The sequence below is a fragment of the Ruegeria sp. AE3 genome (assembly GCF_056542225.1).
The window spans coordinates 14,292-39,610 of record NZ_JBQFZL010000002.1 but is presented as its reverse complement, the minus strand read 5'-3'; the positions used below and the strand labels follow the sequence as shown (position 1 = coordinate 39,610).

Annotated in this window: 25 protein-coding genes; 17 read left to right on the top strand and 8 right to left on the bottom strand. The window is 57.9% G+C overall.

The features are described from left to right. Positions 1–100 precede the first annotated feature (100 nt). The 3 genes from ACR0NZ_RS06935 to ACR0NZ_RS06925 are packed head-to-tail and all read left to right on the top strand — an operon-like array spanning position 101 to position 4,857. Positions 101–1,282, top strand: a complete 1,182-nt coding sequence (locus tag ACR0NZ_RS06935; protein WP_480517834.1) for an aminotransferase class I/II-fold pyridoxal phosphate-dependent enzyme — start codon at positions 101–103, stop codon at positions 1,280–1,282. A 14-nt stretch (positions 1,283–1,296) separates the two neighbouring features. After that, positions 1,297–4,221 carry a DNA translocase FtsK gene (locus tag ACR0NZ_RS06930; RefSeq protein WP_480517832.1) on the top strand — a complete coding sequence of 975 codons (2,925 nt, stop codon included), beginning with the start codon at positions 1,297–1,299 and terminating at the stop codon, positions 4,219–4,221. Between the two features lie 39 nt (positions 4,222–4,260). Further along, positions 4,261–4,857, top strand: coding sequence for a LolA family protein (locus ACR0NZ_RS06925; RefSeq protein WP_480474135.1), 597 nt, complete (start codon positions 4,261–4,263; stop codon positions 4,855–4,857). 15 nt (positions 4,858–4,872) lie between these two features. Here ACR0NZ_RS06925 and ACR0NZ_RS06920 read toward each other — a convergent pair whose 3' ends face one another. Together ACR0NZ_RS06920 and ACR0NZ_RS06915 are read right to left on the bottom strand one after the other, a co-directional pair. Then, the gene (locus ACR0NZ_RS06920) at positions 4,873–5,454 is read right to left on the bottom strand and encodes a transglycosylase SLT domain-containing protein (protein WP_209504968.1); all 582 of its coding nucleotides are present in this window, start codon (positions 5,452–5,454) and stop codon (positions 4,873–4,875) included. 61 nt (positions 5,455–5,515) lie between these two features. Beyond that, positions 5,516–6,397, bottom strand: coding sequence for an AEC family transporter (locus tag ACR0NZ_RS06915; RefSeq protein WP_480493874.1), 882 nt, complete (start codon positions 6,395–6,397; stop codon positions 5,516–5,518). A gap of 80 nt (positions 6,398–6,477) precedes the next feature. Here ACR0NZ_RS06915 and hspQ point away from each other — a divergent pair, with 80 nt between their 5' ends. Then, on the top strand, positions 6,478–6,804 hold the full coding sequence (gene hspQ / locus ACR0NZ_RS06910; RefSeq protein ID WP_209504966.1) for a heat shock protein HspQ: 327 nt from the start codon (positions 6,478–6,480) through the stop codon (positions 6,802–6,804). Positions 6,805–6,839: 35 nt separating this feature from the next. Here hspQ and ACR0NZ_RS06905 read toward each other — a convergent pair whose 3' ends face one another. From ACR0NZ_RS06905 to ACR0NZ_RS06895, 3 genes are all read right to left on the bottom strand, one after another. Then, complete coding sequence (locus ACR0NZ_RS06905; protein ID WP_480517830.1) at positions 6,840–8,417, bottom strand: gamma-glutamyltransferase family protein; 1,578 nt, start codon at positions 8,415–8,417, stop codon at positions 6,840–6,842. Positions 8,418–8,636: 219 nt separating this feature from the next. After that, a complete protein-coding gene (locus ACR0NZ_RS06900; protein ID WP_480474132.1) occupies positions 8,637–9,086 on the bottom strand; it encodes an ATP-binding protein in 450 nt (149 codons plus the stop codon). Between the two features lie 21 nt (positions 9,087–9,107). Beyond that, a complete protein-coding gene (locus tag ACR0NZ_RS06895; protein ID WP_480517828.1) occupies positions 9,108–9,446 on the bottom strand; it encodes an STAS domain-containing protein in 339 nt (112 codons plus the stop codon). Between the two features lie 102 nt (positions 9,447–9,548). Here ACR0NZ_RS06895 and ACR0NZ_RS06890 point away from each other — a divergent pair, with 102 nt between their 5' ends. The 12 genes from ACR0NZ_RS06890 (at position 9,549) to rarD (ending at position 23,170) form a co-directional block, all read left to right on the top strand. After that, positions 9,549–10,721 (top strand): acetyl-CoA C-acyltransferase, encoded by a 1,173-nt coding sequence (locus ACR0NZ_RS06890; RefSeq protein WP_480517826.1) that lies wholly within the window; start codon positions 9,549–9,551, stop codon positions 10,719–10,721. A gap of 75 nt (positions 10,722–10,796) precedes the next feature. After that, positions 10,797–11,252 (top strand): GAF domain-containing protein, encoded by a 456-nt coding sequence (locus tag ACR0NZ_RS06885; protein WP_480517824.1) that lies wholly within the window; start codon positions 10,797–10,799, stop codon positions 11,250–11,252. Between the two features lie 141 nt (positions 11,253–11,393). Continuing rightward, positions 11,394–12,143, top strand: coding sequence for a hypothetical protein (locus ACR0NZ_RS06880; protein ID WP_480517822.1), 750 nt, complete (start codon positions 11,394–11,396; stop codon positions 12,141–12,143). Between the two features lie 332 nt (positions 12,144–12,475). Next, positions 12,476–13,045, top strand: coding sequence for a helix-turn-helix domain-containing protein (locus ACR0NZ_RS06875; protein WP_480517820.1), 570 nt, complete (start codon positions 12,476–12,478; stop codon positions 13,043–13,045). After that, entirely contained in the window at positions 13,045–13,668 is a 624-nt protein-coding gene (locus tag ACR0NZ_RS06870) for a LysE family translocator (protein ID WP_480484096.1), read from the top strand. Before ACR0NZ_RS06875 ends, ACR0NZ_RS06870 begins: the two co-directional genes overlap by 1 nt. A 4-nt stretch (positions 13,669–13,672) precedes the next feature. Further along, complete coding sequence (locus tag ACR0NZ_RS06865) at positions 13,673–14,053, top strand: GFA family protein (RefSeq protein WP_480484095.1); 381 nt, start codon at positions 13,673–13,675, stop codon at positions 14,051–14,053. Positions 14,054–14,069: 16 nt separating this feature from the next. Then, positions 14,070–16,523, top strand: coding sequence for a GcvT family protein (locus ACR0NZ_RS06860; protein ID WP_480517818.1), 2,454 nt, complete (start codon positions 14,070–14,072; stop codon positions 16,521–16,523). 14 nt (positions 16,524–16,537) lie between these two features. After that, complete coding sequence (locus ACR0NZ_RS06855) at positions 16,538–17,572, top strand: alcohol dehydrogenase catalytic domain-containing protein (RefSeq protein WP_480518257.1); 1,035 nt, start codon at positions 16,538–16,540, stop codon at positions 17,570–17,572. 11 nt (positions 17,573–17,583) lie between these two features. Further along, positions 17,584–18,477: a homocysteine S-methyltransferase family protein gene (locus ACR0NZ_RS06850; RefSeq protein ID WP_480484093.1), complete on the top strand. Its 894-nt coding sequence runs from the start codon at positions 17,584–17,586 to the stop codon at positions 18,475–18,477. Between the two features lie 10 nt (positions 18,478–18,487). Beyond that, positions 18,488–19,462, top strand: a complete 975-nt coding sequence (locus ACR0NZ_RS06845; RefSeq protein ID WP_480517816.1) for a GlxA family transcriptional regulator — start codon at positions 18,488–18,490, stop codon at positions 19,460–19,462. Between the two features lie 89 nt (positions 19,463–19,551). Further along, positions 19,552–22,005 (top strand): GcvT family protein, encoded by a 2,454-nt coding sequence (locus ACR0NZ_RS06840; protein ID WP_480517814.1) that lies wholly within the window; start codon positions 19,552–19,554, stop codon positions 22,003–22,005. A 259-nt stretch (positions 22,006–22,264) separates the two neighbouring features. After that, a complete protein-coding gene (gene rarD, locus ACR0NZ_RS06835) occupies positions 22,265–23,170 on the top strand; it encodes an EamA family transporter RarD (protein ID WP_480517812.1) in 906 nt (301 codons plus the stop codon). On the opposite strand, the gene ACR0NZ_RS06830 is transcribed toward rarD, so the two are convergent. Together ACR0NZ_RS06830 and ACR0NZ_RS06825 are read right to left on the bottom strand one after the other, a co-directional pair. Then, complete coding sequence (locus ACR0NZ_RS06830; RefSeq protein ID WP_480517810.1) at positions 23,161–23,874, bottom strand: SGNH/GDSL hydrolase family protein; 714 nt, start codon at positions 23,872–23,874, stop codon at positions 23,161–23,163. The genes rarD and ACR0NZ_RS06830 overlap by 10 nt on opposite strands. 4 nt (positions 23,875–23,878) lie before the next feature. Beyond that, positions 23,879–24,289, bottom strand: a complete 411-nt coding sequence (locus ACR0NZ_RS06825) for a nuclear transport factor 2 family protein (RefSeq protein ID WP_480474118.1) — start codon at positions 24,287–24,289, stop codon at positions 23,879–23,881. 92 nt (positions 24,290–24,381) lie between these two features. On the opposite strand from ACR0NZ_RS06825, the gene ACR0NZ_RS06820 reads away from it, so the two are divergent. Next, complete coding sequence (locus ACR0NZ_RS06820) at positions 24,382–25,029, top strand: RluA family pseudouridine synthase (RefSeq protein WP_480517808.1); 648 nt, start codon at positions 24,382–24,384, stop codon at positions 25,027–25,029. A 2-nt stretch (positions 25,030–25,031) separates the two neighbouring features. Here ACR0NZ_RS06820 and ACR0NZ_RS06815 read toward each other — a convergent pair whose 3' ends face one another. After that, a complete protein-coding gene (locus ACR0NZ_RS06815; protein WP_480484088.1) occupies positions 25,032–25,223 on the bottom strand; it encodes a hypothetical protein in 192 nt (63 codons plus the stop codon). Positions 25,224–25,319 lie beyond the last annotated feature (96 nt).

The window sequence follows — 25,319 nt, the reverse complement described above, 5'->3', positions numbered from 1 at the left end:
ATCCACTGATTCGGAACCTCTTTGTCTGGACGAAGAGGTATGCGGGCTGTAATCTGCCAAAAAAACGGGGCGCAAATGACCCCGATATTGAGGCAGTAATATGGATTTCCCCGAGCGGTTTTCGAACCTACCGGAATATGCATTCCCGCGTTTGCGCGCCCTGTTGGATCACCATCAACCGGGCGGTGACGTCGTTCATATGACGATTGGCGCACCCACGCATGACTTTCCGGCCTGGGTGACGGATGTCATCATGGAAAACGCGGCCGGGTTTCAGGGCTATCCGCCGAACGAAGGCTCGGAAGACCTGCGCGGTGCAATCACGGGCTGGATCAAGCGGCGCTATGGGGTCGAAATGGACCCTGACACCAACGTCATGGCGCTGAACGGCACACGTGAGGGGCTGTATAATGCGGCCATGGCGCTGTGCCCGGAACAGAAGAATGGCAAACAACCGATCATCCTGTGCCCGAACCCATTTTATCAGGTCTACATGGTCGCGTCGATTTCGGTGGGTGCGCAACCTTATTTTGTCCCTGCAACCGCTGCGACAGGTCATCTGCCCGATTATTCCAGCCTGTCCGAAGATGTGCTGAACCGAACTGCGGTGGCTTATGTCTGTTCCCCGGCCAACCCGCAGGGTGCAGTTGCGTCGCGCGACTATTGGGCTGACCTGATCCGTCTGGCCGAGGCTTATGATTTCCGGATCTTTGCCGACGAGTGCTATTCTGAGATTTACCGTGACCAAGCCCCGACGGGGGTTCTGACCGTCGCGCAGGAACTGGGGACTGATCCCGAACGGATCACGCTGTTTAATTCCCTGTCCAAACGCTCGAACCTTGCCGGTTTGCGCTCGGGCCTGATTGCAGGTGGACCAAAGTCCATCAGTCAGGTGAAAAAGCTGCGCACCTATGCCGGGTCCCCACTGCCTTTGCCCTTGCAAGCCGCCGCCGCGCGCGTCTGGGCGGATGAGATACATGTCGAGCAAAACCGCGCGCTCTATCAGGAGAAATACGCCATTGCTGATGAGGTGTTTGCGGGCGTGCAAGGTTACATGTCGCCAGAGGCCGGGTTTTTTCTGTGGTTGCCGGTCGAGAATGGCGAGGACGCGGCATTGAAGGTTTGGAAGGAAACCGGGGTTCGGGTTCTTCCTGGCGCATATCTTTCACAAGGCGATCCGGGAAATAACCCGGGCGAAGGCTTTATCCGGGTTGCATTGGTAGCCCCAAAAACAGAGTTGCAGCGTGGTCTGATCACACTCCGCGACTGCATCTATACGTGAGGTACGAGGGCAAAATGGCATCATATAATGCGCGAAACCGCGACCCATTGCTGGACAGCACAACACAGGCAGCCCTGGAGCGACGCAGTAAGGAACTGATCGGTATCGCGCTGATCCTGTTGGGCTTGGCCGCGGCTGCGATGATCTGGTCCTATACGCCCGATGATCCCAACTGGATGGTTTCGACCGATGCACCGGTGCAGAACTGGATGGGACGGGTGGGCGCGTCTATTGCAGCCCCCTTGTTCATGATCGTGGGCTGGGGAAGCTGGGGCATCGCGCTTGTTCTGGCTGGATGGGGTCTGCGTTTTGCGGGCCATTTCGGTGAAGACCGGGCCATTGCCCGCCTGATCTTTGCCCCGATCTGGATCGCTGTAGCCTCGGTCTATGCCGCAACCCTTGTTCCCGGTGCCGAGTGGCGTGCAACGCATAGCTACGGTTTGGGCGGTTTGTTTGGCGACACGGTCATGGGCGCGTTGCTGACGCTGTTGCCGATCTCCTCGCATTTTCTGGTCAAACTGATGTCTCTGGCCATGGCCGTCGGTATGACCGCGCTGGGTGTTTTTGTGCTGGGCTTCACCAAGGCCGACGTGAAACGTGGCTTCCGGGCCTTCATCCTGGGCCTTGTGATGTCTTATGACATGCTGATGACGCTGATGGGGCGCGGTGCGGCTTCGGCCGCGCAAGCGGCACGGGATCGCCGGGCGCAGTGGGAAGAACGCAAGCTTGCTCGGGCTGAAGCGGTCGAGGCGATGTTTGACGACGAACTGGTCTATGCCGACCCTGTTTTTGAAGAACCTGAATTGGGACGCCCTGAACCTCCGGTCAAATCGGGCCTGTTGGCGCGAATGCCGTCGCTTATCCGTCGCCCCGATCCAATGCCCGAACCCGAGCTGGTGGACCCGGAACCGATCGCGGGCTTTGACGACATGCCCGGCGAAGATCGCATCCGCTCCAAAATCTCGGCCGCCGTGCGAAATCGCAAGGTTGCTGTGGGCGAAATGACACCCGAGCCAGATCCCAGCCTGCCGTTGACCAAAGGTCGTGGACGCCGTCCCGATCCGCTGATCCTGAACCAGCATACCTTGTCCGAATTGCCCCCGGAACCGCCGGTGACGGCGTATGGTCTGCGCCCCGAGCCGCAGGTGTCCACTGGTGACACGCCAGAGGCACCAGAGCTTGCTTTGATGGGTTATGAGGCCGGGACGGAACAATACGACTACGCGTCCGAGTTGGATATCGATGATGAATCGGTTTTCGAGGATGTCGCCGATGCCATGCCGCAACCGCGTCAGGCGATGAAGATCCCAGTGGCTGAACCGCGGAAGCCTGTGGTGGCGCAGCCCGTGCGCCGGACACCGTTGCCGTCCCGTCGTGCGCAGGCCGAAGCGCAACCGGCATTGTCCTTCGAGGAACGACACTCTGATTTTGAACTGCCGCCTCTGGGCTTATTGTCCAACCCCGCAAATATCCAGCGCCATCACCTGAGCGATGAGGCCTTGGAAGAAAACGCGCGGATGCTGGAAAACGTTCTGGACGATTACGGCGTCAAGGGTGAGATCGTCAGCGTACGCCCCGGCCCGGTCGTGACCATGTACGAGCTGGAGCCCGCTCCGGGCCTTAAGGCGAGCCGTGTGATCGGTTTGGCAGACGATATTGCGCGCTCGATGTCGGCCCTTTCGGCACGTGTTTCGACACTGCCCGGCCGTTCGGTGATCGGGATCGAGTTGCCCAATGAAAACCGGGAAATGGTGGTTCTACGCGAAATCCTCGCCAGCCGCGATTTCGGCGATGGCAATCAGGCGCTGCCGTTGGCGCTGGGCAAGGATATCGGCGGCGCGTCCGTGGTGGCGAACCTGGCCAAGATGCCTCACCTGCTAATCGCCGGGACCACGGGTTCGGGCAAGTCGGTGGCGATCAACACGATGATCCTGTCGCTGCTTTACAAGCTGACGCCGGATGAATGCCGCCTTATCATGATCGACCCCAAGATGCTGGAACTGTCGGTTTACGATGGCATCCCGCATCTGCTGTCGCCCGTTGTGACCGATCCGAAAAAAGCGGTCGTGGCCCTGAAATGGGTCGTGGGCGAAATGGAAGACCGCTATCGCAAGATGTCCAAGATGGGCGTGCGCAACATCGCTGGCTACAATGGCCGTGTGAAGGATGCGCTGGCCAAGGGCGAGTTGTTCAGCCGCACGGTGCAGACCGGGTTTGACGATGAAACCGGTGAACCAACATTCGAGACGGAACAATTCGCGCCCGAAGCGATGCCCTATATCGTCGTCATTGTTGATGAGATGGCCGATCTGATGATGGTCGCGGGCAAGGAGATCGAAGCGTGTATCCAGCGTCTGGCGCAAATGGCGCGGGCCTCGGGCATTCACCTGATCATGGCAACACAGCGCCCGTCTGTTGACGTGATCACCGGCACGATCAAAGCCAACTTCCCGACGCGGATTTCGTTCCAGGTGACCTCAAAAATCGACAGCCGTACCATTTTGGGCGAGATGGGCGCCGAGCAGCTGCTGGGGCAGGGCGACATGCTTTACATGGCCGGTGGCGCCAAGATCACCCGATGCCACGGGCCGTTTGTGTCGGATGAAGAGGTCGAGGAAATCGTCAACCACCTCAAACAATTCGGCCCGCCCGATTACGTGGGCAGCGTTCTGGATGGACCGGCCGAGGACAAGGTCGACAACATTGACGCCGTTCTGGGGCTGAATACAGGTGGCAACACGAACGGAGAAGACGCGCTGTACGATCAGGCGGTGGCAATTGTGATCAAGGATCGCAAATGCTCGACCTCTTACATTCAGCGGAAACTCGCCATCGGGTACAACAAGGCGGCGCGGCTTGTTGAGCAGATGGAAGAGGAAGGTGTTGTTTCGTCAGCAAATCATGTCGGGAAACGCGAAATCCTCGTCCCCGAGCAATAGGATATTTAATAACAAGGGCAGACAGCCTATCTGTACGGCATGAAACAGATTGCTTTTGCCCTTGCTTTGACACTGGCTGCACCAGCCGCCTGGGCGGCGGAAAAACTGCCGCTTTCGCAAATCTCAAGTTACCTGAACGGATTGAAAACGGTTCAGACAACGTTCACGCAGGTGAATGATGATGGCTCGTTGAGCACCGGGCAGCTGTGGATGCAGCGCCCGGGCAAGATGCGGTTCGAATATGACCCGCCCAACAGCGCTGTGGTGCTGGCGCGCTCGGGCAGTGTACAGATCTTTGATCCCAAATCGAACCAGCCGCCCGAGCAATACCCGCTGAAGCGCACGCCGCTATCCATTGTGCTGGCGCGCAATGTGAATCTTGATCAGGCCAATATGGTTGTCGGCCACAGCTTTGACGGCACGGCCACAGTGGTCACTGCACAAGACCCCAAGAACCCTGAAGCAGGCCGGATTGAATTGATGTTCACCGATAACCCGGTCGAACTTCGCAAATGGGTGATCCATGACAACGCGGGCAGTCAGACCACAGTTCTTCTGGGCGCGCTGACGGAAAGCGATGACCTGGATCAGGGCCTTTTTTCGAACAAGGAAAGACGCGGGTCAGTCAATCGCTGACCCGTTGAGTATGACTCAGTACCGGCAGTTCGCTAATTGCGCCTGATACAGTTGCGCGCGTGCGTCCACGTCATTGGCCACGCTCAACAACCATGATTTGCTGTTGTGGGTGCCGCGTGCGTACCCCGTGTGGCCTTCGTGATAGGCCAGGTATTGATTGCGTGTGTCGCCGGGGTGGATGCCGTTGCGCTCATAGCTTTTGTTCATATACCAGCCGATGAAGTCCGACGCGTCGCGGATGCGATCCCGCTTGGCCCGACGCTTGCCGGTTTCGCGCTGATATTGATCCCAGGTGCCGTCCAGTGCTTGGCTGAACCCATAGGCGCTGCTTTGCCGCCCCATCGGGATCACGCCCAGCACGTAACGGTGTGGGGTACGTGCATCGTGGCGATATCGGCTTTCCTGATAAATCGTGGCCATCTGAACGTGAACCGGAACACCCCATTTCTGCTCGGTGCTTTTGAAAGCCTTGATAAAATCCGGTCGCTCGTGCGCAATACTGCATGCGTCGTTCAGTTTGCTGGGCGGTTGTTTTGACCCGCCGCCACAGGATGCCAAAAGCAGCACCCCGAAGAGTACGATAAGAATTCTGCTCATGTGCCTCATGCCTTTTTTTGTTTATTCTAGCGTAGATTGAGCTCTGAGGAAATCACAATCGCTACAAAACAATGGCAAGAATTACGGGTAACGCCGCCACGGAAAGCACAGTGGACACCATGACCATGCCGGCAACGGCATCGGAATCGGCCTCAAATCGTTCTGCCAGCAAATATGAGGTCACAGCGACCGGCGTACAAATTTGCAGGACCAGAACGCCAAAGGCGACAGTGTCCAGATCAAACAACACTCCAATCCCCCAGCCCAACGCAAAGCAGACGATAAGTTTCAGGACTGACAACCAGAGTGCTTGCCCCAGACTGCGCGAGGTCAGGCGGGCGATTGCCACACCGACCGTGACCAACATCAGCGGAACAGCCATTTGCCCCAAAAGCTCTAACGTGTTGGTTAGAAATGTCGGAGTTTGCCACCCTTGCCACAAAAACACTGCACCCAGAATGGTCGCCCACGCCATCGGCTGGCGCAAGACTTGTCCCCATGCGCCTTTTCCGGCGACTAGGTATATTCCATAAGTGAAAGAAAACAGCGCAGTTACAGACAGAAAGATGACTGCGTAACCCAAGCCAATCTGTCCGAACGCAAAGATACATAGCGGCAAGCCAAGATTGCCGGTATTGCCGAAAATCAGCGGTGACAGGTACGTGCGCTGATCCAGTTTCAAGACGCGAACCAGCAACCAGAACACCCCTGCCAGCAGAAGATTTGCGACCAGGGTCGCGGATGTGAAACGCGACAAATCTCCGCCCGGGATGTCGGTTTGCATGAGCGCAACAAAGATCAGACTGGGCATTGCCAGCGTCGTTGCAAAGCGTGTCACAAATTGCAGCCGGTATTCGAACCCCAGTTTGACCCAGGTAAAGCCAATGGCTGCCAAGAGAAAAACCGGGGCCACGATTTCGAACACTGTCAGTATTAGGTTCACAGACTGTTTCCCTGAATTTCACATCAATGATTGGCATTTCGGGCCAAAAACCGTTAGTAAATGCGGTGGGGGCTGAAACAATGTTAAAGACACGCGCGAAATACGGATTGGGCCAGGTGGTCCGTCACAAGAAACACCCTTTTCGAGGGGTGATTTTTGACGTGGACCCAGAGTTTTCGAACACAGAAGAATGGTATCAGGCCATTCCGGAAGACAGCCGTCCAAGGAAAGAACAGCCGTTCTACCACCTGTTGGCAGAGAACGACCAATCCTTCTATGTTGCTTATGTTTCAGAACAAAATCTGGTTGCAGACTATTCCGGCGAGCCGGTTGAACACCCGGATATCTCCAACATGTTCGGCCCATTCGAAGACGGTGCCTACCCTCTGCATTTCCACCTGAACTAGGTCTGGCGAACCGGTCGGCATTGTACTGCCGCTGATCAGTATCCAAGGGCACACCCATCCTTGCGCGGGTCGCTGGCACCTTCCAAAACACCGTCTTTTCGGATTCGGATCGCTTGCGCTCCACCAAGCGGAGTTTCCGGAACTTCAATATTGTGGCCGATTTCAGACAATTGTTTCGCCACTTCTTCAGAATAGCCCCGCTCCAGTTTCAGGACATTTCCATCAAAAAAGGCACGCGGCGCGTTCATGCTTTCCTGTAGCTCCAGCCCAAAGTCCCTAAGGTTCGAAACGAAACGCGCGTGCCCGGTCGGTTGATAAGCACCGCCCATGACGCCGAATGGCATCGTGACACGGTCATTCTCGGTCAACATCCCCGGTATGATCGTGTGCATCGGGCGCTTGCCACCAGCCAGTTCATTGGGGTGACCCGGCTGAAGCGTGAACCCCGCGCCCCTGTTCTGAAGCAAGATGCCGTATCTCTCGGACGCGATCCCTGACCCAAAGCCATGAAAGATCGAGTAGATCAGCGACACAGCCATAAGGTCGCGGTCGACCACTGTGATATAGACCGTGTCTTTGTGTATGGCTTCCGTCAAAGGTGCTGCTGCGGGCATTGCGCGTTTTGGGTCAATCAATGCCGCCAGCCTGACTGCTACATCCATATCAAGAAACCGCTCGGCCCGCGCGACATGATCGGGATCAGCAATAAACCGGTTGCGCGCGTCATAAGCCAGCTTGGTGGCTTCAGCCTCGATATGAACCCGTTCTGCTCCAAATGGATCCATACTGGCCAGATCCAACTGTTTTAGAATGTTCAGCAGCAGGATCGCGGTTGCACCTTGGCCGTTCGGCGGGTGTTCGACCAGATCAACACCCTTGTAGGCCCCGCGCATGGGCTGCGTTTCAGTGCACTTGGTGCGGTGGAAGTCCTCGGCGGTGTGGACACCTCCGAGTGCGGACAGAGCCCGGATCATATCCTCGGCAATGTCTCCTGAATAAAAAGCGTCGCGTCCCTGACTGGCGATCCTGCGCAAGACCTCAGCCTGACCGGGGGCGCGAAAGATCTGCCCGATTGCGGGTATTTGCCCATTGATCAGATAATGATCACGCGCAGCGCCCTGTAATGTAGCCGCCCCTGTTTTCCAGTCAAATGCAACCCGAGGGGCCACCGGAACGCCAGCATCGGCATAGTGGATTGCGGGTTCCAGAATCGCGCCCAGCCCCAAACGTCCTTCGGTTTCTGCAAGGTGACAGAAGGCGTCCACGGCACCGGGAACAGTCACCGCGTCCGGGCCGTTCAACAGTACAGATGACAGACCCTTGTCTCGCAAGGGCTGCGCCCGCGCGGCGGCCGGCGCGCGACCCGATCCGTTCAATGCGCGTATCCGGTTTTCGCCCGCACGGCTGAACAAAACGAAACAATCGCCCCCCAACCCGGTCATCTGCGGTTCGCAAATCCCAAGCAGAACTGCACCTGCAATCGCTGCGTCCATGGCGTTGCCGCCGCGCTCAAGAATATCGATTGCCACCTTGGCGGCCAGCGGGTGCGACGTTGCGCACATCCCCCGCGTTGCAAAAACTTCCGACCGGCCAGGTTTGTGCAGATCACGCATGGTGGGTTCTTTCTCCTTAAAACAGGGGAAAGCTATTCTCTGATTGCCGGTTGTCCAGTCAATTCAAGTTGGGGGGGAGATCCTCGGCGCCGTTCACTGGGTGGGGGCTGTGATAATTGGCGCCGAGGGAAGCTATCTGAGCTACGAGTCACTGTATGGCGGCGATTTGCGGCGCGACAATGTTTCGAAAATGGCGTTATTGTGGCCAATTGCGGCTGATCACCCGTTCTTGTCAAAGTTAAATCGCAAGGATAGCCGATTGCACCCGTCGCGACGCTCATAACAGATATCGCTGGTAAGTTGATGAATCAGGAACCAGCCGAACCCGCCTTCGGGCAGATCCTGAATGCGGGTTCCCAGTGGTGCTGGTGTTCCGTCTGGTGGTTCGTAGCCGGGCAATGGATGGCCCGTGTCCGAGATCAGAATGTCCAGGCGGTTTCTGTCCAACCGGCATGTGACCTGAACCCCGGCCGGGGCCACGTCCATATAGGCATGTTCCACAACGTTGTTGATTGCTTCTGCCAGTGCGATCTTGACGTCGTCCGCCTTGTGCGGCGGCAACCCTCGTTTCGCCAGTCCGGCACTGAGTTTCGCAATCCCCGCGCTGGCTTCTGTTTCCGTTGCGGGAAAGCTCACTTCCAGGCAGGTAGCGTTACAAATGGGCTCCATGTTGTCGCACTCCTGCTCTTGTCACCTGTCCGGTTTCGACAGGGCGTCATCCAGTGTCGCAAACAACCTGAACACGGTATCCATGCGCGTCAGGCGAAAGACCTTTTCCACCACGGGCTGCGGGCCTGCCAGATCAAGCCTTCGGTTCAGCCCCAGTTGTTTCATGGAGGCCACGATTGCGCCCAGCCCGCTTGAATCGATGAACTCGACACCTGAAAGGTCAAGGACAACCCGATCAGCGCAGGCCTCGGTCTCTGCGCGCATGTCTTCTTTGAACTGAATGGCCATCGCAGCGTCGATCCGGTCAGAGTGAACGGTGATAATCTGTGTCGTACCGTCTGATGTGCTGGTCAGCCTCATGGTCCGGCCGCCCTCCAATCTGAAAATGAGTCGTAGAAATACGCTAGACGCGAATTCTTACCATTCTGTATTCAAGGACCGGACGACAGGAGGATTATCCGGATGAGAGATGTTGTTATTGCAGGTGCTGCCAGAACGCCAATGGGTGGTTTTCAGGGCATGTTCGACGGTGTCGCAGCATCCGAGCTTGGCGGCGCAGCGATTCGTGCCGCGTTAAAGCAGGCAGGGGCACAGACGGTTGACGAGGTGTTGATGGGATGTGTCCTGCCCGCAGGTCAGGGGCAGGCTCCGGCGCGCCAGGCGGGTTTCGCGGCGGGCTTGGGCGAGGAGGTTCCCGCCACCACGCTGAACAAGATGTGTGGTTCTGGGATGAAGGCGGCGATGATGGCCTTCGACCAGATCGCATTGGGTTATGCGGATACAATGGTCGCCGGAGGTATGGAGAGCATGACCAACGCGCCCTACCTGCTGCCGAAAATGCGGGGCGGTGCGCGCATCGGTCATGGTCAGGTGATCGACCACATGTTCCTTGACGGGCTGGAAGACGCCTATGACAAGGGCCGCCTGATGGGAACCTTTGCCGAAGACTGCGCTGAGGCGTATCAGTTCACCCGCGAAGCGCAGGATGAATATGCCTTGAAATCCTTGTCCAACGCACTTTCCGCGCAAGAAAGCGGTGCTTTCGCGGGCGAGATCGTCCCCGTCACAGTGCGCACGCGAAAGGGTGAGGTTGTACAGGTGGCTGACGAGCAACCCAAATCTGCCCGTCCCGAGAAAATTCCGACGCTGAATCCCGCTTTCCGCAAGGACGGGACAGTGACCGCCGCCAATTCCTCGTCAATATCCGACGGCGCGGCGGCGCTTGTTCTGGCATCGGCTGAGACGGCAGAAGCGCGAGGGCTGACAGTTCGGGCTCGGATTCTGGGACATGCCAGCCATGCGCAGGCGCCCGGACTTTTCACGACTGCGCCGGTTCCGGCGGCGCAAAAGCTCCTGTCCCGCATCGGTTGGAACAAGGATGATGTCGACCTGTGGGAGGTCAATGAAGCCTTCGCAGTTGTGCCGATGGCTTTCATGCACGAGATGGGATTGCCGCGCGACAAGGTAAACGTAAATGGCGGTGCCTGTGCCTTGGGCCATCCTATAGGAGCATCTGGCGCCCGTATCATGGTCACCTTGTTGAACGCGCTCGAGAAACGAAATCTCAAGCGGGGGGTTGCTGCAATCTGCATCGGCGGCGGTGAAGGAACAGCTATCGCGATCGAACGCATTTGACCCTTCATCTTTTTCGAAATACTCCGGAGGTTCGGGGGCAGCGCCCCCGGGGGTTATCCAAGGGGTTCGGGACCTATGACCGTCGATTACAGTTCACTGGCCAGTACAATTGCAGCATTGACCGAAGGCGAAACCGATCAGGTTGCCCTGATGGCCACCGTTGCTTGCGAGGTCCATTATTCTGACAACCGTTTCGACTGGACCGGGTTTTACCGGGTGACAGAACCGGGTTTGCTGAAAATCGGCCCGTACCAGGGTGGGCATGGCTGTCTGGTCATCCCGTTCGCGCGCGGCGTCTGCGGGGCGGCAGCGCGCACTGGCGAAGTGCAGCTGGTGCCGGATGTCGACGCGTTTCCGGGTCACATCGCTTGCGCCAGTTCAACCCGGTCCGAACTTGTTCTGCCGGTGCGGAACGCAGCGGGCACAGTCATTGCCGTTTTTGACATTGACAGCGACCAGCCGGATGCTTTCACGCAACAGGATGCGCAAAATCTGGAAGGCATTCTGACCGCGGTGTTTGCGGCCTGCTAACCTCTGGCGTCGTTGCGGTCTTGCATCAAGACAGGGGATTTCCGGGCGATTGGACGGCCCGGCGGACTTCGTCTTGCAAGCTTCGAAGCGATCTCCTACCAAAATCCATAGCTAAGTTTCGTTTTGGGGTGTTTCTCAGGGATGCAAGAGTCTGACATCAATCTGACGGTCGCGGATGAAGCGCCCAAAAAAGGGATCAGACGCGCCCATATGGCGACATTCCCTGATCGCGTCGGCGTATTGCCCCAATCGGTGGCAAGCATCGCGCCGCAGGTCGACAGGGTTTTCATCTGCCTGAACGAATATCAGGATGTGCCTGATTTTCTGGGCGAGTTCGATAACGTCACGGCCGTGATCCCCGGGCGGGACTACAAGGATGTCGGCAAGTTCATTTTCCAACCTGATCCGGCAGACACCGTTTTTCTTGTCGACGACGATATCGAATATGCGGACAACTATGCCCGTCAGACCATACGCCGGGCGCGGGGCGTGGGACTGGAAAAGCGTGTTTTCGGCTATCATGCCACGACATTCACAAATCCCACACCCAAGTCGATACGGCAGCGCACGTTGTTGCGCATGAATCAACGGCTGACCTACTCGACCAGAGTACACCAGCTGGGAACCGGAACCGTCATGTTGCCCGGGTCGCTGTTCCCAACGCTGGATTACATGGAGGGCAGCGAGAAGTTTGTCGATGTGCGTTTTGCCCGCTACTGTTTTGAAAATGACATCGAAATGTGGACGCTGCCCAGAAACCGCCGCCGCTTTCCCAGCTTGCTTGCCGGGCTTGAGCTGGAAAAGCGTGAAACGATTGCTGACAGTTTCACCCGTCGTTGGCCTCAACATGTGCTGGATGAAGTGAAGGTTTTTGCCGGCCTTCAATTCTAAAGCCAGACGGGCTGTCCAGGATCAAGGGTGATTCAGGACGTGCCCCCGGCGTGAAGGATCGCCGATGTCGCCGCGGGGCGACAGGGGAGCGGCATGTGATATCTTTCCGAAATGATATCACTGCACGAAGAATGCTGAAATCCGGCTGCTGCTTCCCTGCGACTGTCTGGGTTTCGGGGCCTTACGCGCCAGCTGACCATTAACTCCGTTGTCGGCAAGCTGTAGTGGTCAACGTCCAAATAAAAACGGACGTGAAAAATCACTTGGAAATTTCACCAACTTGCTCCATCGTGAAAAACGAGGAAAAAATTTCACGAGAATCGGAGCGGCCTGTGAACAGCCAAGCCCCCCAAAGCGCGACACTAGGTGCTGACCTGCGGGCCTTGCGCAAGGCCCGGGGGTTGACCCTGACCGAGATTGCAACTCGGCTGGATCGCTCTGTCGGCTGGCTCAGCCAGGTTGAGCGTGACATGTCTGAGCCGTCGATCTCGGACCTGAGGCAGATCGCCGAATGCCTTGGCGTCCCCATGTCGATGTTGTTTGCGCATTCGGCGGCACCGGCGGACGAGCAGGGATATGTCGTGCGTGCCGGCTCGCGCCGGCCCATGGGGTCGGGCGAGGAAGGGTTGATCGAAGAGCTGCTCTCGCCGGATCTGACCGATGATTTTGAAATGGTGCATTCCACCTTCAAACCCAACTCGCAGATGCAGACACCGGCCAATCGCCCGACACAGGAAGTCGGATACATGATCTCGGGCAAGCTGGACCTGACAATCGGGGGACGCGCGTTCACGGTTGGGCCGGGTGACAGCTTTCGATTCCGACATGAACCCTATCAATGGGCCAACCCTTATGATGAGCCCGCTGTAGCCATCTGGGTTATCGCCCCGCCGGTTTATTGATGTCGTTCGAGGCCTGGACCATATTCGCGTTGTTCTGGGTGGTTTTCGTGACCACCCCGGGTCCGAACGCGGTCAATTGCATCTCGAACGGGATGAGCCTTCCGTTTCCAAGGGCAATGCTAGGCGTATTGGCTATTCTCACGCAGGCCAGCGCCTTTCTGATCCTGTCTGCGCTGGGTGTGACCGCCCTGATCGCTGCATCGCCGACCGGGTTCTTTGTCGCCAAGTTGATTGGCGCGGGATTTTTAATCTGGTTGGGGATTCGCGGCTGGATGAATGCGACAAGACCCGCACCAGCCTCCGAGCGTCCGGCGCGACATGTCTATCTGCACGCGCTTGCGGTGGCCACGATCAATCCCAAAAGCGTCGCCGGATACCTGGCCGCGTTTTCGCAGTTCGTTCAGCCCGAGGTTCCGATCTGGCAGCAGATGGGGGTTATCATGCCGACCGCGCTGGTCATCACCACACTCAGCTACACCGGCTTTACGGCGCTGGGTGCCTTGATGGGCAAGGCAGCGTTGGGCGCGGTGTTCAATATCTGGGTGCGCCGGATCACGGCGGCCTGTTTTGTCATCTACGGTGTGTTGTTGGGAACCAGCACCACACCCGCAACAAAGGGGTAGTCAGATGCATAAGGGATCCTGCCTTTGCGGCTCGGTCGCGTTCACGATCGACGGAGACCTGTCGCCGCCGTCGGTCTGCCATTGCGGACAGTGCCGCAGACAGTCGGGCCATGTCTGGGCTTCGACTTCGACCCATAAGGACAACCTGAGTTTCTCGGCCAGTGACACACTCAGCTGGTATTGCGCGTCTGACATCGCCCGGCGCGGATTTTGCAGCAAATGTGGCTCGTTCCTCTTCTGGCATCACAACCAGGAAGACACGATTTCGATTTCCATGGGCGCGCTGGACGCACCCACAGGTCTTTCGCTCTCGAAGCACATCTTTGTGGCTGACAAGGGCGACTACTACGACATCACGGACGATCTGCCTCAAGAGGCACAGTAACAAGGATCAAAAACGCATGAGTGATTTTCCAACAAAAGCCCGCGTGGTCATAATCGGTGGCGGTGTGGTGGGGGCTTCCTCGCTGTATCACCTTGCCAAGAAAGGCTGGACCGATTGTGTTCTGCTGGAAAAGAACGAACTGACTGCCGGGTCGACCTGGCATGCGGCAGGGAACGTTCCGACCTTTTCGACCTCATGGGCGATCATGAACATGCAGCGCTATTCGACCGAGCTGTATGCGCGTCTGGGTGAGGAAGTCGATTATCCGATGAACTACCACCAGACCGGTTCGATCCGACTGGCGCATTCGAAAGAACGTGTGCAGGAATTCGAGCGCGCCATGGCGATGGGCCGCTATCAGGGGATTCCGATGGAAATGTGGACCCCGGAAGAAGCGAAAGAGCGTTATCCCTTCCTGGAAACGCATGACCTTGAAGGTGTTCTCTACGATCCGACGGATGGCGACATCGATCCGGCGCAGCTAACCCAGGCGCTGGCCAAGGGCGCGCGCGATATGGGGCAGAAGATCATCCGTTTCTGCCCGGCGACTGGCGTGACGCAGCATGATGACGGCACCTGGACCGTGCACACGGACAAAGGCGATATAGCCTGTGACTATGTTGTGAACGCAGCCGGGTACTATGCGCAGCGCGTGGGCGAATGGTTCAAGCCCTTCGGTGGCCGCACCGTTCCGGCAATGGTCATGAGCCACCAGTACCTGCTGACCGATGAAATCCCCGAGATCGAAGCATGGACCAAGCAAAGCGGTGCCAAGCTGCCGCTGCTGCGTGATGTGGATGTCTCGTACTACCTGCGGCAGGAAAAGAACGGCTTCAACCTTGGTCCTTACGAGCCCAACTGCAAGGGCCACTGGATGACCGAAGACGATCCGATGCCGGATGATTTCAGCTTTCAGCTGTGGAATGACGATCTGGACCGCATCGAAGATATCGTCACCGATGCGATGGAGCGGGTGCCGCTGATGGCAACCTCGGGCGTTGGACGCGTCATCAACGGGCCGATCCCCTACGCGCCTGACGGGCTGCCTTTGATCGGCCCGATGCCCGGTGTGAAAAACGCGTTCGAGGCGCATACTTTCACCTTCGGCATCGCGCAGGGCGGTGGCGCAGGCAAGGTTCTGGCCGAGTGGGTCGTTGATGGCGCGACCGAATGGGATATGTGGGCCGTCGATCCGCGCCGCTATACCGATTACACCGATCAGGATTATTGCAACCAGAAAGGCATGGAAGTTTATGGCAACGAATATGCCATGCACTTCCCGCACCATGAATGGCCTGCCGCACGAGACAAGAAGCTGTCGCCCGTGCATGACAAGGTGATCGCGCACGGCGGTGTCATGGGGGCCTATAACGGCTGGGAACGCGCCAACTGGTTTGCCCAGCCCGGTGATGACACCTCGCTCGACGCGACCCACACCTGGGGACGGTCCGGTCCGTGGGAACAGCGGATCAAGGAAGAATGTGAGGCCGTGCGCGATCATTGTGGCGTGTTGGACCTGCCGGGCTTCTCGCGGTTCAAAATACAGGGGCCGGGTGCTGATGAATGGCTGCGCGGTCTGGTTGCAGGGGCATTGCCCAAGATTGGTCGGGTTGGGCTGGTTTACTTCGCAGATGACCGCGGGCGTATCCTGACCGAAATGTCGGTCACGCGCGAGGCCGAAGACCTGTTCGTTCTGGTCACTGCAGCGACCGCGCAATGGCATGACCGTGAATGGCTTGAGCGTCACATACCTGCCGATGCCGAGTTCACGCTGGAAGACTGGACAACGCGGATGAGCACGCTGATCGTTACCGGGCCTCGATCTCGGGACATTCTCAGCAAAGTTACCGAGGCCGATCTGACCTTGCCGTGGCTCAGCTTTCAGGAAAGCGAAATCAAAGGCGGATGGGTCGCTCTGCTGCGTGTCTCATTCGCTGGTGAGCTGGGCTGGGAAGTTCACGCGGAAAATGCGGATATGCCTGCGATCTACGACGCGATCATCGATGCCGGTGCCAAGCCGTTCGGGATGTATGCGCTGAACTCGCTGCGGATCGAAAAGGGGTACCGCGCCTGGAAGGGCGATCTGTCGACCGACTATTCCCTGCTTGAAGGCGGGTTGGAGCGTTTCGTCAAGCTGGACAAACCGCAGGACTTCCCGGGCAAGGCCGCAATCCTGAACGAAAAGCAGCAAGGCGTGAAAAAGTCCTTCGTCACCCTGACTGTTGATGCGGGCGATTGCGACGCGCCGTATATGTCCTGCATCTGGCATGGCGATGAGATCGTGGGCGAAACCACATCCGGCGCATGGGGCTACCGTGTTGGTAAATCCATCGCGCTGGGCATGATCCGGGCCGAGCTTGCCAATCCGGGAACTGAGCTTGAGGTCGAAATCTACGGCCAGAAATGCCGCGCCGTGGTAGAGCTGGACCAGCCGCTCTGGGATCCCGAGAACGAGCGGTTGCGCGCGTGACGCTTCCGGCGACCATGTCTGGCGTCTATCTGACCGGCCATGGCGGGCCAGAGGCACTGGAATGGCGCGACGATATCCCTGTCCCGGCCCCTGGGCCGGGGCAGGTGCTTGTTCGGGTCGCTGCAGCAGGCGTGAATAACACGGACATCAACACGCGGGTCGGCTGGTATTCATCGGATGTCACCGGTGCGACGGATGCCGTCGATCTGGATATTGATGCCGGAGGGTGGGGCGGCGCACTGAACTTTCCCCGCATTCAGGGCGGCGATCTGTGCGGGATCGTTGAAGAAGTCGGGCCAAACACGGGGTTCAAAAAGGGCCAGCGTGTGACGTGCCCGATCAACCTTCCACGTCCGCGCCCCGGCAACCCTCAGGGCTTTATTGCGCTCGGGTCAGAGATTGATGGGGCTTTTGCCCAATACTGTCTGGTTGAAGCAAATGATCTTTACGACGTAAGTGCATCGCCCCTGTCTGATGTTGAAATTGCGGCCATTCCCTGCGCCTTTGGTACTGCCGAAAACCTGCTGACGCGCGCGGGCGTGACGTCTGGGCAAAAAGTTCTGATCACTGGCGCGTCAGGCGGCGTCGGTCTGGCGGCGGTGCAGCTTGCGGCGCTGCGCGGAGCATCGGTTTGGGGTGTGACGGCTGCAGAGAAGGCAGAGGTCGTCAGATCCCAAGGGGCGTTGGGCACATGTGCCCGGGATGAGCTGCCGCCGCAGGATATGTTCGACGCGGTTATAGATGTTGTTGGCGGGCCCGCATGGGCATCGCTGATCCTTGCCCTGAAGCCCGGCGGGCACTACGCCGTTTCTGGGGCAATCGCCGGCCCGATTGTCGAGGCTGATCTGCGGGACATCTATTTGCGCGACATCACCATTCACGGCTGCACGTATCAGGCACCCGAAGTCTTTGGCCGCCTAGTGGAGTTGATGAATACCGGACGGATCAAGCCACTGGTTTCCCGAACCTACCCGTTGAAGGATATCGTCCGCGCACAGGCTGATTTTCAGGCAAAGACCCTTCCGGGTAAACTCGTGCTGCTGCCTTAAGGAGCAACGACATGACAAAGATCACTCTGTTGGACGGTTCAATCGGACAGGAATTGGTCAAACGCAGCGGAGACCGGGCGACGCCACTATGGTCCACACGTGTGATGATCGACCACCCTGATCTGGTCGGCGCGGTGCATGGCGACTACTTCCGTCGTGGTGCCACGGTTGCCACCACCAATACCTATGCCGTCCACCGTTCACGCCTAGTGCGAGTGGGGATGGAGGACCAGATGCCCGCCCTTATCGACACTGCCCTGACACAGGCCGAACGTGCTCGTACTTCGACCGGGGGGCGGATTGCGGGGTCTCTGGGGCCGCTTCTTGCATCTTACCGACCCGACCTGAATCCCGACCCGGCAGATGCGGCGGGAAAGTTTGCTGAACTTGTGGCTTTGATGGCTGCGCGCGTCGATCTGTTTCTGATCGAGACAGTATCTTCGGTGCAGGAGGCCGAGGGTGCGCTGCGTGGAACGACCGGATGTGGCAAACCAGTCTGGCTGTCATTCACGGTCAATGACGAAGATGGCAGCCGCCTCAGGTCCGGCGAACCGCTCAGGTATGTCACGCCCTTGGTTGCAGAGTTTTCACCTGATGCGCTGCTGATCAATTGTTCGCGCCCCGAAGCGATCCCAGCTGCTCTGGACATTCTGTCCGGCATGAACAAGCCTTATGGTGCCTATGCCAACGGCTTTACACATATTTCGGATGAGTTTCTAAAGGACGCGCCGACAGTGGATGCGTTGGATCAACGCCATGATCTTGGTCCCGATGCCTATGCGGATCACGTCATGCGTTGGGTCGATCAGGGGGCCACGATTGTCGGTGGATGCTGCGAGATCGGCCCGGACCACATCGAAGCGCTGGCCAAGCGGTTGCGTACTGCCGGGCATGAGATCGTCTAAGGTGACAGCGATGAGGAAATTTGCTTCTGAATCACCGCAGGCGATACAGCAACATTTCGATATTTTGGTCGCACCCGGATTTGTGCTGCTTGAACTGGCCTCATTGGTCGAGGTTCTCAGGCTGGCAAATCGTGTGTGTCCGAAGCCGCCGTTCACTTTTGCCTATCGGTCGCTCAAAGGTGGCCCGATCTCCAGCAGCAGCGACGCGGTGGTGCAAACGGAACGCGTGCAGGCGCAGCCCAAGGCGAATTATCTTTTTGTGATCGGCAATTCTGACCCGGATCACCCTGACTTGTCTTTGGGGCGGGTGGTGTCGGATTACACCTTCCGGGATGCCAAGGTGTTTCTGCTGGCGGAAGCCGCCAGCCGGTATATCGACGAACAGGGTACAGACGACTTGGCAACCCACTGGGAGAATGCCTCGTTCCTGCGGGAACGCGGGGCCCGGTTTGAAGCCAAACTGTCGATTGCAACCGAACAGGGCGCCGTTGTGACCTGTGCCGGAATGGAGGCGACAACAGATATCGCGCTGGCAGTGATCGGCCGTCATATCTCGGGGCCCGCAAAAATGACCGTGGCGGACATCATGTTGCATGAAAATATCCGGGATTTCGCCTCGATGCAGCCATTCTCTGGGGTAAAGTTGACGGCGACCGGAGATGTGAAGCTGGATCAATGCATCAAACTCATGCAGGCCAATATCGAAGACCCTCTGCCGATCAATCAGATCGTCGATTCGCTGCAACTGTCGAACCGCTCGCTTGAGCGTAAGTTCAAAACCTTCTTTGGCACCACGCCCAACGGATTCTATCGTGAAATGCGGCTGGCCAAGGCCAATAACCTGCTTCTGAACACCACTATGAGCGTTCGCGAAATCGGGTTAGCCTGTGGTTTTCCGAACGGGTTTTCGTCTGTTTACAAAAGCTTCTTCGGGGTCACGCCTTTTGTCATTCGACGTGAAAAGCGGGCCGCGACACATCGGTGAAAACTGCTGATCTTGTGACGTTTTTGGTGCATTTGTTGTCGATCTTCCATGGCAGTTTACGCCAAACCTGACACAGCGGAGATTTCAGGATGGTTGATCTTCCCAACAAGGCCCGAGTGGTCATCATCGGTGGCGGCGTCATCGGATGTTCGGTCGCGTATCATCTGACCAAGAAGGGCTGGACTGATGTTGTTCTTCTAGAGCGCAAGCAACTGACAAGCGGCACCACCTGGCACGCGGCGGGCCTGATCGGGCAACTGCGCGCCTCTTCCAACATGACCAAACTGGCGCGCTATTCCGCCGAGCTTTATCTGGGCCTTGAGGAAGAGACCGGTGTCGCCACCGGCCTGCGTCAGGTCGGGTCCGTTTCGGTCGCCCTGACCAGTGAGCGGTTGGAAGAGCTTCACCGAAATGCGGCAATGGCCCGTGCCTTTGGCGTGCCGGTCGAAGAGCTGTCACCGACCGAAGTCAAAGAGCGATATGAGCACATCAACCTCGACGGCGTGGCAGGTGGCGTTTGGTTGCCAACCGATGGCCAGGCGGATCCTGCTAATATTGCCTTGGCGTTGGCCAAGGGTGCGCGTCAACGCGGTGGGGTGATCAAGGAACGGGTGAAGGTGACCGGGATTTCCCGGCACGGACGGCGTGCAACCGGTGTCGACTGGGTCAGTGATGACGGGCAAACCCAAGGGCATATCGCCTGTGATATGGTTGTCAATTGCGCGGGAATGTGGGGGCGCGAGGTAGGCAAGATGGCCGGCGTGAATGTGCCGCTGCACGCCTGCGAACATTTCTACATCGTCTCTGAACCCATTGAAGGGTTGAGCCAAATGCCGGTTCTGCGGGTGCCGGATGAATGCGCCTACTACAAGGAAGACGCGGGCAAAATGATGTTGGGCGCATTCGAGCCCAATGCCAAACCCTGGGCCATGAACGGTATTCCTGACAGCTTCGAGTTCGACCAACTGCCCGAGGATTTCGACCACTTCGAACCAATCCTCGAAGCGGCCTGCAACCGGATGCCTATGCTGTCCGAGGCGGGTATTCACACCTTCTTCAACGGCCCCGAATCCTTTACTCCCGACGACGCCTATCACCTGGGTTTGGCGCCCGAGATGGACAACATCTGGATCGCGGCCGGGTTCAACTCGATCGGTATCCAGTCCGCCGGTGGCGCGGGCATGTCGCTGGCCGAGTGGATGGATACTGGTGAAAAGCCCTTTGATCTGGGCGATGTTGATATCGGTCGGATGCAGCCGTTTCAGGGCAATAAGAAGTACCTTTATGAACGCTCAAAAGAAACGTTGGGACTGCTCTACGCCGATCACTATCCCTATCGTCAGAAAGTCACCGCGCGCGGTGTGCGCCGAACCCCGTTCCACCATCACCTGAAAGAACAAGGCGCCGTTTTTGGCGAACTCGCAGGTTGGGAACGTGCCAATTGGTACGCGAATGAAGGGCAGGAGCGCGAATACCGGTACAGCTGGAGGCGCCAGAACTGGTTCGAGAATTCCGCTGCCGAGCACAGAGCCGTGCGCGAGAATGTGGGCATGTATGACATGTCTTCCTTCGGCAAGATTCGCGTGGAAGGCCCTGACGCTGAAAAGTTCATGAACTACATCGGCGGGGGAGACTACTCGGTCCCTGTCGGCAAGATCGTCTATACACAGTTTTTGAACCGCACGGGCGGGATCGAAGCGGATGTCACCGTGACCCGCCTGACCGAAACTACCTATCTGGTCGTGACCCCCGCAGCCACACGCTTGGCGGATCAGACATGGATGATGCGCCATGTCGGGGATTTCAACGTGGTCATTACAGATGTCACAGCGGGTGAAGGCGTTCTCGCTGTCATGGGGCCAAACGCTCGGGCTTTGCTGGAAAAAGTCTCGCCCAATGATTTCACAAACGCGAACAACCCCTTTGGCACCGCGCAGGAAATCGAGATCGGAATGGGCCTCGCCCGCGCTCATCGTGTGACCTATGTGGGTGAGCTTGGGTGGGAAATCTATGTTTCCTCGGACATGGCGGGCCACGTCTTCGAGACACTGCATGAGGCCGGTCAGGACATGGGGCTGAAGCTGTGTGGTATGCACATGATGGACAGCTGCCGGATCGAAAAGGGTTTCCGCCATTTCGGCCATGATATCACCTGTGAGGATCACGTGGTTGATGCTGGTCTTGGCTTTGCCGTCAAGGTGGACAAAGGTTGTGATTTTATCGGGCGTGAGGCGGTGATTGCACGAAAAGAAAGCGGCCCCAAAAGCCGTCTGGTACAGTTCCGTCTGACCGACCCTGAACCGTTGTTGTTCCACAACGAGCCGATCGTGCGTGATGGCGAATATGTCGGCTACCTGAGTTCCGGCAACTACGGTCACAGCCTCGGCGGTGCCATCGGAATGGGCTATGTACCGTGCGAAGGTGAAAAGGCCGCAGACGTTCTGGGTTCAACCTATGAGATCGATGTTTGCGGCGTGAAGGTCAAAGCCGAAGCATCGCTTAAACCGATGTATGACCCGAAATCCGAACGGGTGAAGGTCTGACAGACAGGGCTGGGGGCTCTGCCCCCGCCGCCCGTGCCGGGCGACTCCCCCGGGATATTTTGGGCCAGATGAAGTGCGGATCCCTTGCTTCACCTGGCTCTAAATATCCTGGAGCGCGAGGCAGAGCCTCGCATTTTGGCGGCAACAGCTGCGGTCAGCTAACTTATCACAAATCGTTATGTGACAGTTCACTGTTTTCAGAGTTTTCAATCCGTTCAGTTCTGCCGTAAACGAAACCGGTATCAACCGGAGAACCTTCGTGACAGACACGCCTTTACCACCTCAGAATGCGGACACGCCCAAAGGTCTGGCTTTAGCTTTCACGGCGTATGTCCTGTGGGGATTTCTGCCGCTTTATATGAAGGCGATGGATCACATTGGACCGGTTGAGGTGGTGGCGCATCGGGTTATCTGGTCTGTTCCGGTTGCAGGTTTGCTTCTGGTCGCGCTGGGGCGTACCCGGGACTTGAAAGCTGCACTGGGCAATCCCCGGATGCTGGCCATGGCAGCTTTGACGGCGGCGCTGATTTCCGTGAACTGGGCGATTTATGTTTGGGCGATCTCGACGGGGCACGCGCTGGACGCGGCGCTTGGGTATTACATCAACCCGCTTTTCAGTATTGCGTTGGGCGCAATTCTGCTGCGTGAGCCCCTGACGCGGACTCAATTGTTTGCGGTGGGGCTTGCCGCGTTGGGCGTTCTTGTACTTGTTCTCGAGGCAGGGCGGCTTCCCTGGGCGGCGCTGAGTTTGATGGTCAGCTGGGGTTTCTATGCGTTCTTCAAGAGATCCCTTCCAATTGGTCCCAACCAGGGCTTTCTGCTTGAGGTCCTGATCCTTTTGATCCCGGCCTTGGCTTATGTCACCTGGCTGGGCGTGCAAGGCACAGGCCATTTTGGGGTCGCGATGTCTGATACCCTACTGTTGTCCTGCGCCGGTATCGTCACGGCGGTTCCATTGCTGGTCTATGCGAACGGGGCCAAGCTGGTGCGCCTGTCGACCATGGGCATCCTGCAGTACATTGCGCCGACTATGATTTTCATTACAGCCATCACTCTGTTTGGTGAGAAAATCGACACCGGACGCATGATCGCATTCCCCCTGATCTGGGTGGCATTGGTCATTTACTCGATCCCGATGATCCGGCAGGCGCGGGCTCAGGCCTGAAGCAACAGGCGTGCTGCAGCATCTGCCCACAGCGCATAGGCCCGGGGGCTTGGGTGATAGCCGTCCGGTGCCGCCAGGGCCGGGTCGTCGGGCAGATCAAGCCTTAGATGTTGCACGTGTGAATGGACGGAAACAACCTGTTGCAACGCATTATCCAGCCGCGCAGCCTGACGGCCAAGCACCCAGGCCAATGGGTGTGGCAGGGCGGGAAACCTGTTCATTTGCGGAACGCCGGTGATGATTATGCGCCGCGCCCCCAGGTCTTTTGTCAGGATGTTGATAAGCTGCGCCTGACGATCCGCAAATGTGCGGCAAGAGACGGCGCGGGTGACATCGTTCACCCCCAAAGCAGTGACCACCGCATCGAATTCGCCCTTTATGCGGCTCAGGCGGTCAATCGTATCCAGCGTCGTGTGCCCTGTGGTGGCCTCAAGTTGCCATTCAACCGTGTGGTGTCTGGTCAGCCGGTCCACAAGCTGCCCCGACAAGGCCTGCGCCTGAGTTCCCGCGCCCACTCCGGCCGCCGAGCTGTCGCCGGTGATCAGCAGACGCAGGCGGGGGCCACGCCCTGTTCGGCCCGCTCGCGGGCCAGTCGGCTCCGGCAAAAGCCGGGCATTGCGGCGCACCAAAAGGGCTTGCGCGGCCAGAATGGGCAACAAGGGCACACGTAAAACCTGGTCGGGTGCTATCAGAGTGCGCATCATCAAGTCACGTCAGGGCGTTTTTGAATTCCAGAAAACGAGCGTCAGTCATCACGCGCGCCATCATCGCCTCGCGTAATGCGCCGACTGTTTTGTAGGGGCGCATGGCCACTTCGAAGATTTGGATCAGACCATCCTCGTTCAGCGTAATGAGGTCAACGCCAATGCCGTCCAGATCTCCAATCTTGCATTGAAACTCCAGTGCCCAATCGTTGCCAGCGCCCATGATCCTGCGATACCGGAAGTCGGAAAAGACCTGCCCGACATGACCAAGAACGGCAGCCACAGGTGAGCGCCCGGTCCAGGTGCTGTAATAGGTTGGTGGCAGGAACTGCACATCTTCGGCCAGCAGATCGTGGATCAGCGCCTCATCGCCCTTGGCGACAACCTCTTGCAGTCGTTCAATTGTGGGGTGCATGTCCTGTCCTCCTGCGCAGAAGTTCACTGATCATGACCGTGCGCGCAAGGACGACGTTGCGGGAAGGTGCGTGCTGAGATAGGCAGGCCCGCATGACCGAAACCTATGCCCCCCCGCAAACCGCGCTGGACGTGCTGCACGAAGATGCGCAGCTGATTGTGGTGAACAAACCGTCAGGTCTGCTTTCTGTGCCGGGGCGGGGCGAGCATCTGGCTGATTGTCTTCTGACACGCGTGCAGGCAGCTTTCCCTCAGGCGTTGCTTGTGCATCGACTGGACCGGGACACATCAGGTGTCATGGTTTTTGCCCAAACACCCCATGCGCAGCGGCATCTGAGTATGCAGTTCGAAAAGCGGCAGACCCGGAAAACCTATATTGCCCGTGTCTGGGGGCGGATGGAGCCAAAGACCGGCACCGTTGACCTGCCGTTGATCGTGGACTGGCCTAACCGACCCAGACAAATTGTGTGTCATGATACGGGTAAACCTGCTGTCACCGATTGGCGCGTCGTGAAACATGAGGGCGAGACCTCTCGCCTACGTTTGTTTCCCAAAACCGGGCGGTCTCATCAGTTGCGCGTTCATATGCAGGCATTGGGTCACCCGATTCTGGGCGATCCGTTCTATGCAACAGGTGCGGCAAGGGAATTTCCCAGATTGATGCTGCATTCCGAAGAACTGCGCCTGAAGCATCCCGAGGGCGGGCACTCGATGAAATTTCGCGCCCAGCCCGATTTCTGATCTCAGACAATTCCGGCCCACAGCATCTTCAGGTTGCCCAGCGAAATGCGTCTTGTTCGTTTCGTCGAAACCGGCTGGCGGCAATGGCGCTCCTGCGCGAGCTCACGTTCAATCTCGAAGGCACGCAGTGTGTGATCCTGTGACCATTGACCAAGCTTCAGTGTCATCATGACGTGGTTGTCGAGGTGCGGCATTTCTTGGCTCCTTGTGTGATATCCACCCATTATCGCGCGTCACTGCTGACAGCATGTTGTCAGTGGGGTGTGCTAGGGTGTCAGCAGAGTGTCAGG

Bases quoted from the DNA above. Each gene is read 5' to 3' on its own strand.
- ACR0NZ_RS06935 (WP_480517834.1), top strand. From the start codon at position 101: ATGGATTTCCCCGAGCGGTTTTCGAACCTACCGGAATATGCATTCCCG.
- ACR0NZ_RS06830 (WP_480517810.1), bottom strand. From the start codon at position 23,874: ATGATGCGCACTCTGATAGCACCCGACCAGGTTTTACGTGTGCCCTTG.
- ACR0NZ_RS06820 (WP_480517808.1), top strand. From the start codon at position 24,382: ATGACCGAAACCTATGCCCCCCCGCAAACCGCGCTGGACGTGCTGCAC.
- ACR0NZ_RS06865 (WP_480484095.1), top strand. From the start codon at position 13,673: ATGCATAAGGGATCCTGCCTTTGCGGCTCGGTCGCGTTCACGATCGAC.
- ACR0NZ_RS06895 (WP_480517828.1), bottom strand. From the start codon at position 9,446: ATGAGGCTGACCAGCACATCAGACGGTACGACACAGATTATCACCGTT.
- ACR0NZ_RS06930 (WP_480517832.1), top strand. From the start codon at position 1,297: ATGGCATCATATAATGCGCGAAACCGCGACCCATTGCTGGACAGCACA.
- ACR0NZ_RS06885 (WP_480517824.1), top strand. From the start codon at position 10,797: ATGACCGTCGATTACAGTTCACTGGCCAGTACAATTGCAGCATTGACC.
- ACR0NZ_RS06845 (WP_480517816.1), top strand. From the start codon at position 18,488: ATGAGGAAATTTGCTTCTGAATCACCGCAGGCGATACAGCAACATTTC.
- ACR0NZ_RS06855 (WP_480518257.1), top strand. From the start codon at position 16,538: ATGTCTGGCGTCTATCTGACCGGCCATGGCGGGCCAGAGGCACTGGAA.
- ACR0NZ_RS06870 (WP_480484096.1), top strand. From the start codon at position 13,045: ATGTCGTTCGAGGCCTGGACCATATTCGCGTTGTTCTGGGTGGTTTTC.
- ACR0NZ_RS06890 (WP_480517826.1), top strand. From the start codon at position 9,549: ATGAGAGATGTTGTTATTGCAGGTGCTGCCAGAACGCCAATGGGTGGT.
- ACR0NZ_RS06825 (WP_480474118.1), bottom strand. From the start codon at position 24,289: ATGCACCCCACAATTGAACGACTGCAAGAGGTTGTCGCCAAGGGCGAT.
- ACR0NZ_RS06815 (WP_480484088.1), bottom strand. From the start codon at position 25,223: ATGCCGCACCTCGACAACCACGTCATGATGACACTGAAGCTTGGTCAA.
- ACR0NZ_RS06900 (WP_480474132.1), bottom strand. From the start codon at position 9,086: ATGGAGCCCATTTGTAACGCTACCTGCCTGGAAGTGAGCTTTCCCGCA.
- ACR0NZ_RS06925 (WP_480474135.1), top strand. From the start codon at position 4,261: ATGAAACAGATTGCTTTTGCCCTTGCTTTGACACTGGCTGCACCAGCC.
- ACR0NZ_RS06840 (WP_480517814.1), top strand. From the start codon at position 19,552: ATGGTTGATCTTCCCAACAAGGCCCGAGTGGTCATCATCGGTGGCGGC.
- ACR0NZ_RS06920 (WP_209504968.1), bottom strand. From the start codon at position 5,454: ATGAGCAGAATTCTTATCGTACTCTTCGGGGTGCTGCTTTTGGCATCC.
- ACR0NZ_RS06905 (WP_480517830.1), bottom strand. From the start codon at position 8,417: ATGCGTGATCTGCACAAACCTGGCCGGTCGGAAGTTTTTGCAACGCGG.
- hspQ (WP_209504966.1), top strand. From the start codon at position 6,478: ATGTTAAAGACACGCGCGAAATACGGATTGGGCCAGGTGGTCCGTCAC.
- ACR0NZ_RS06850 (WP_480484093.1), top strand. From the start codon at position 17,584: ATGACAAAGATCACTCTGTTGGACGGTTCAATCGGACAGGAATTGGTC.
- ACR0NZ_RS06860 (WP_480517818.1), top strand. From the start codon at position 14,070: ATGAGTGATTTTCCAACAAAAGCCCGCGTGGTCATAATCGGTGGCGGT.
- ACR0NZ_RS06880 (WP_480517822.1), top strand. From the start codon at position 11,394: ATGCAAGAGTCTGACATCAATCTGACGGTCGCGGATGAAGCGCCCAAA.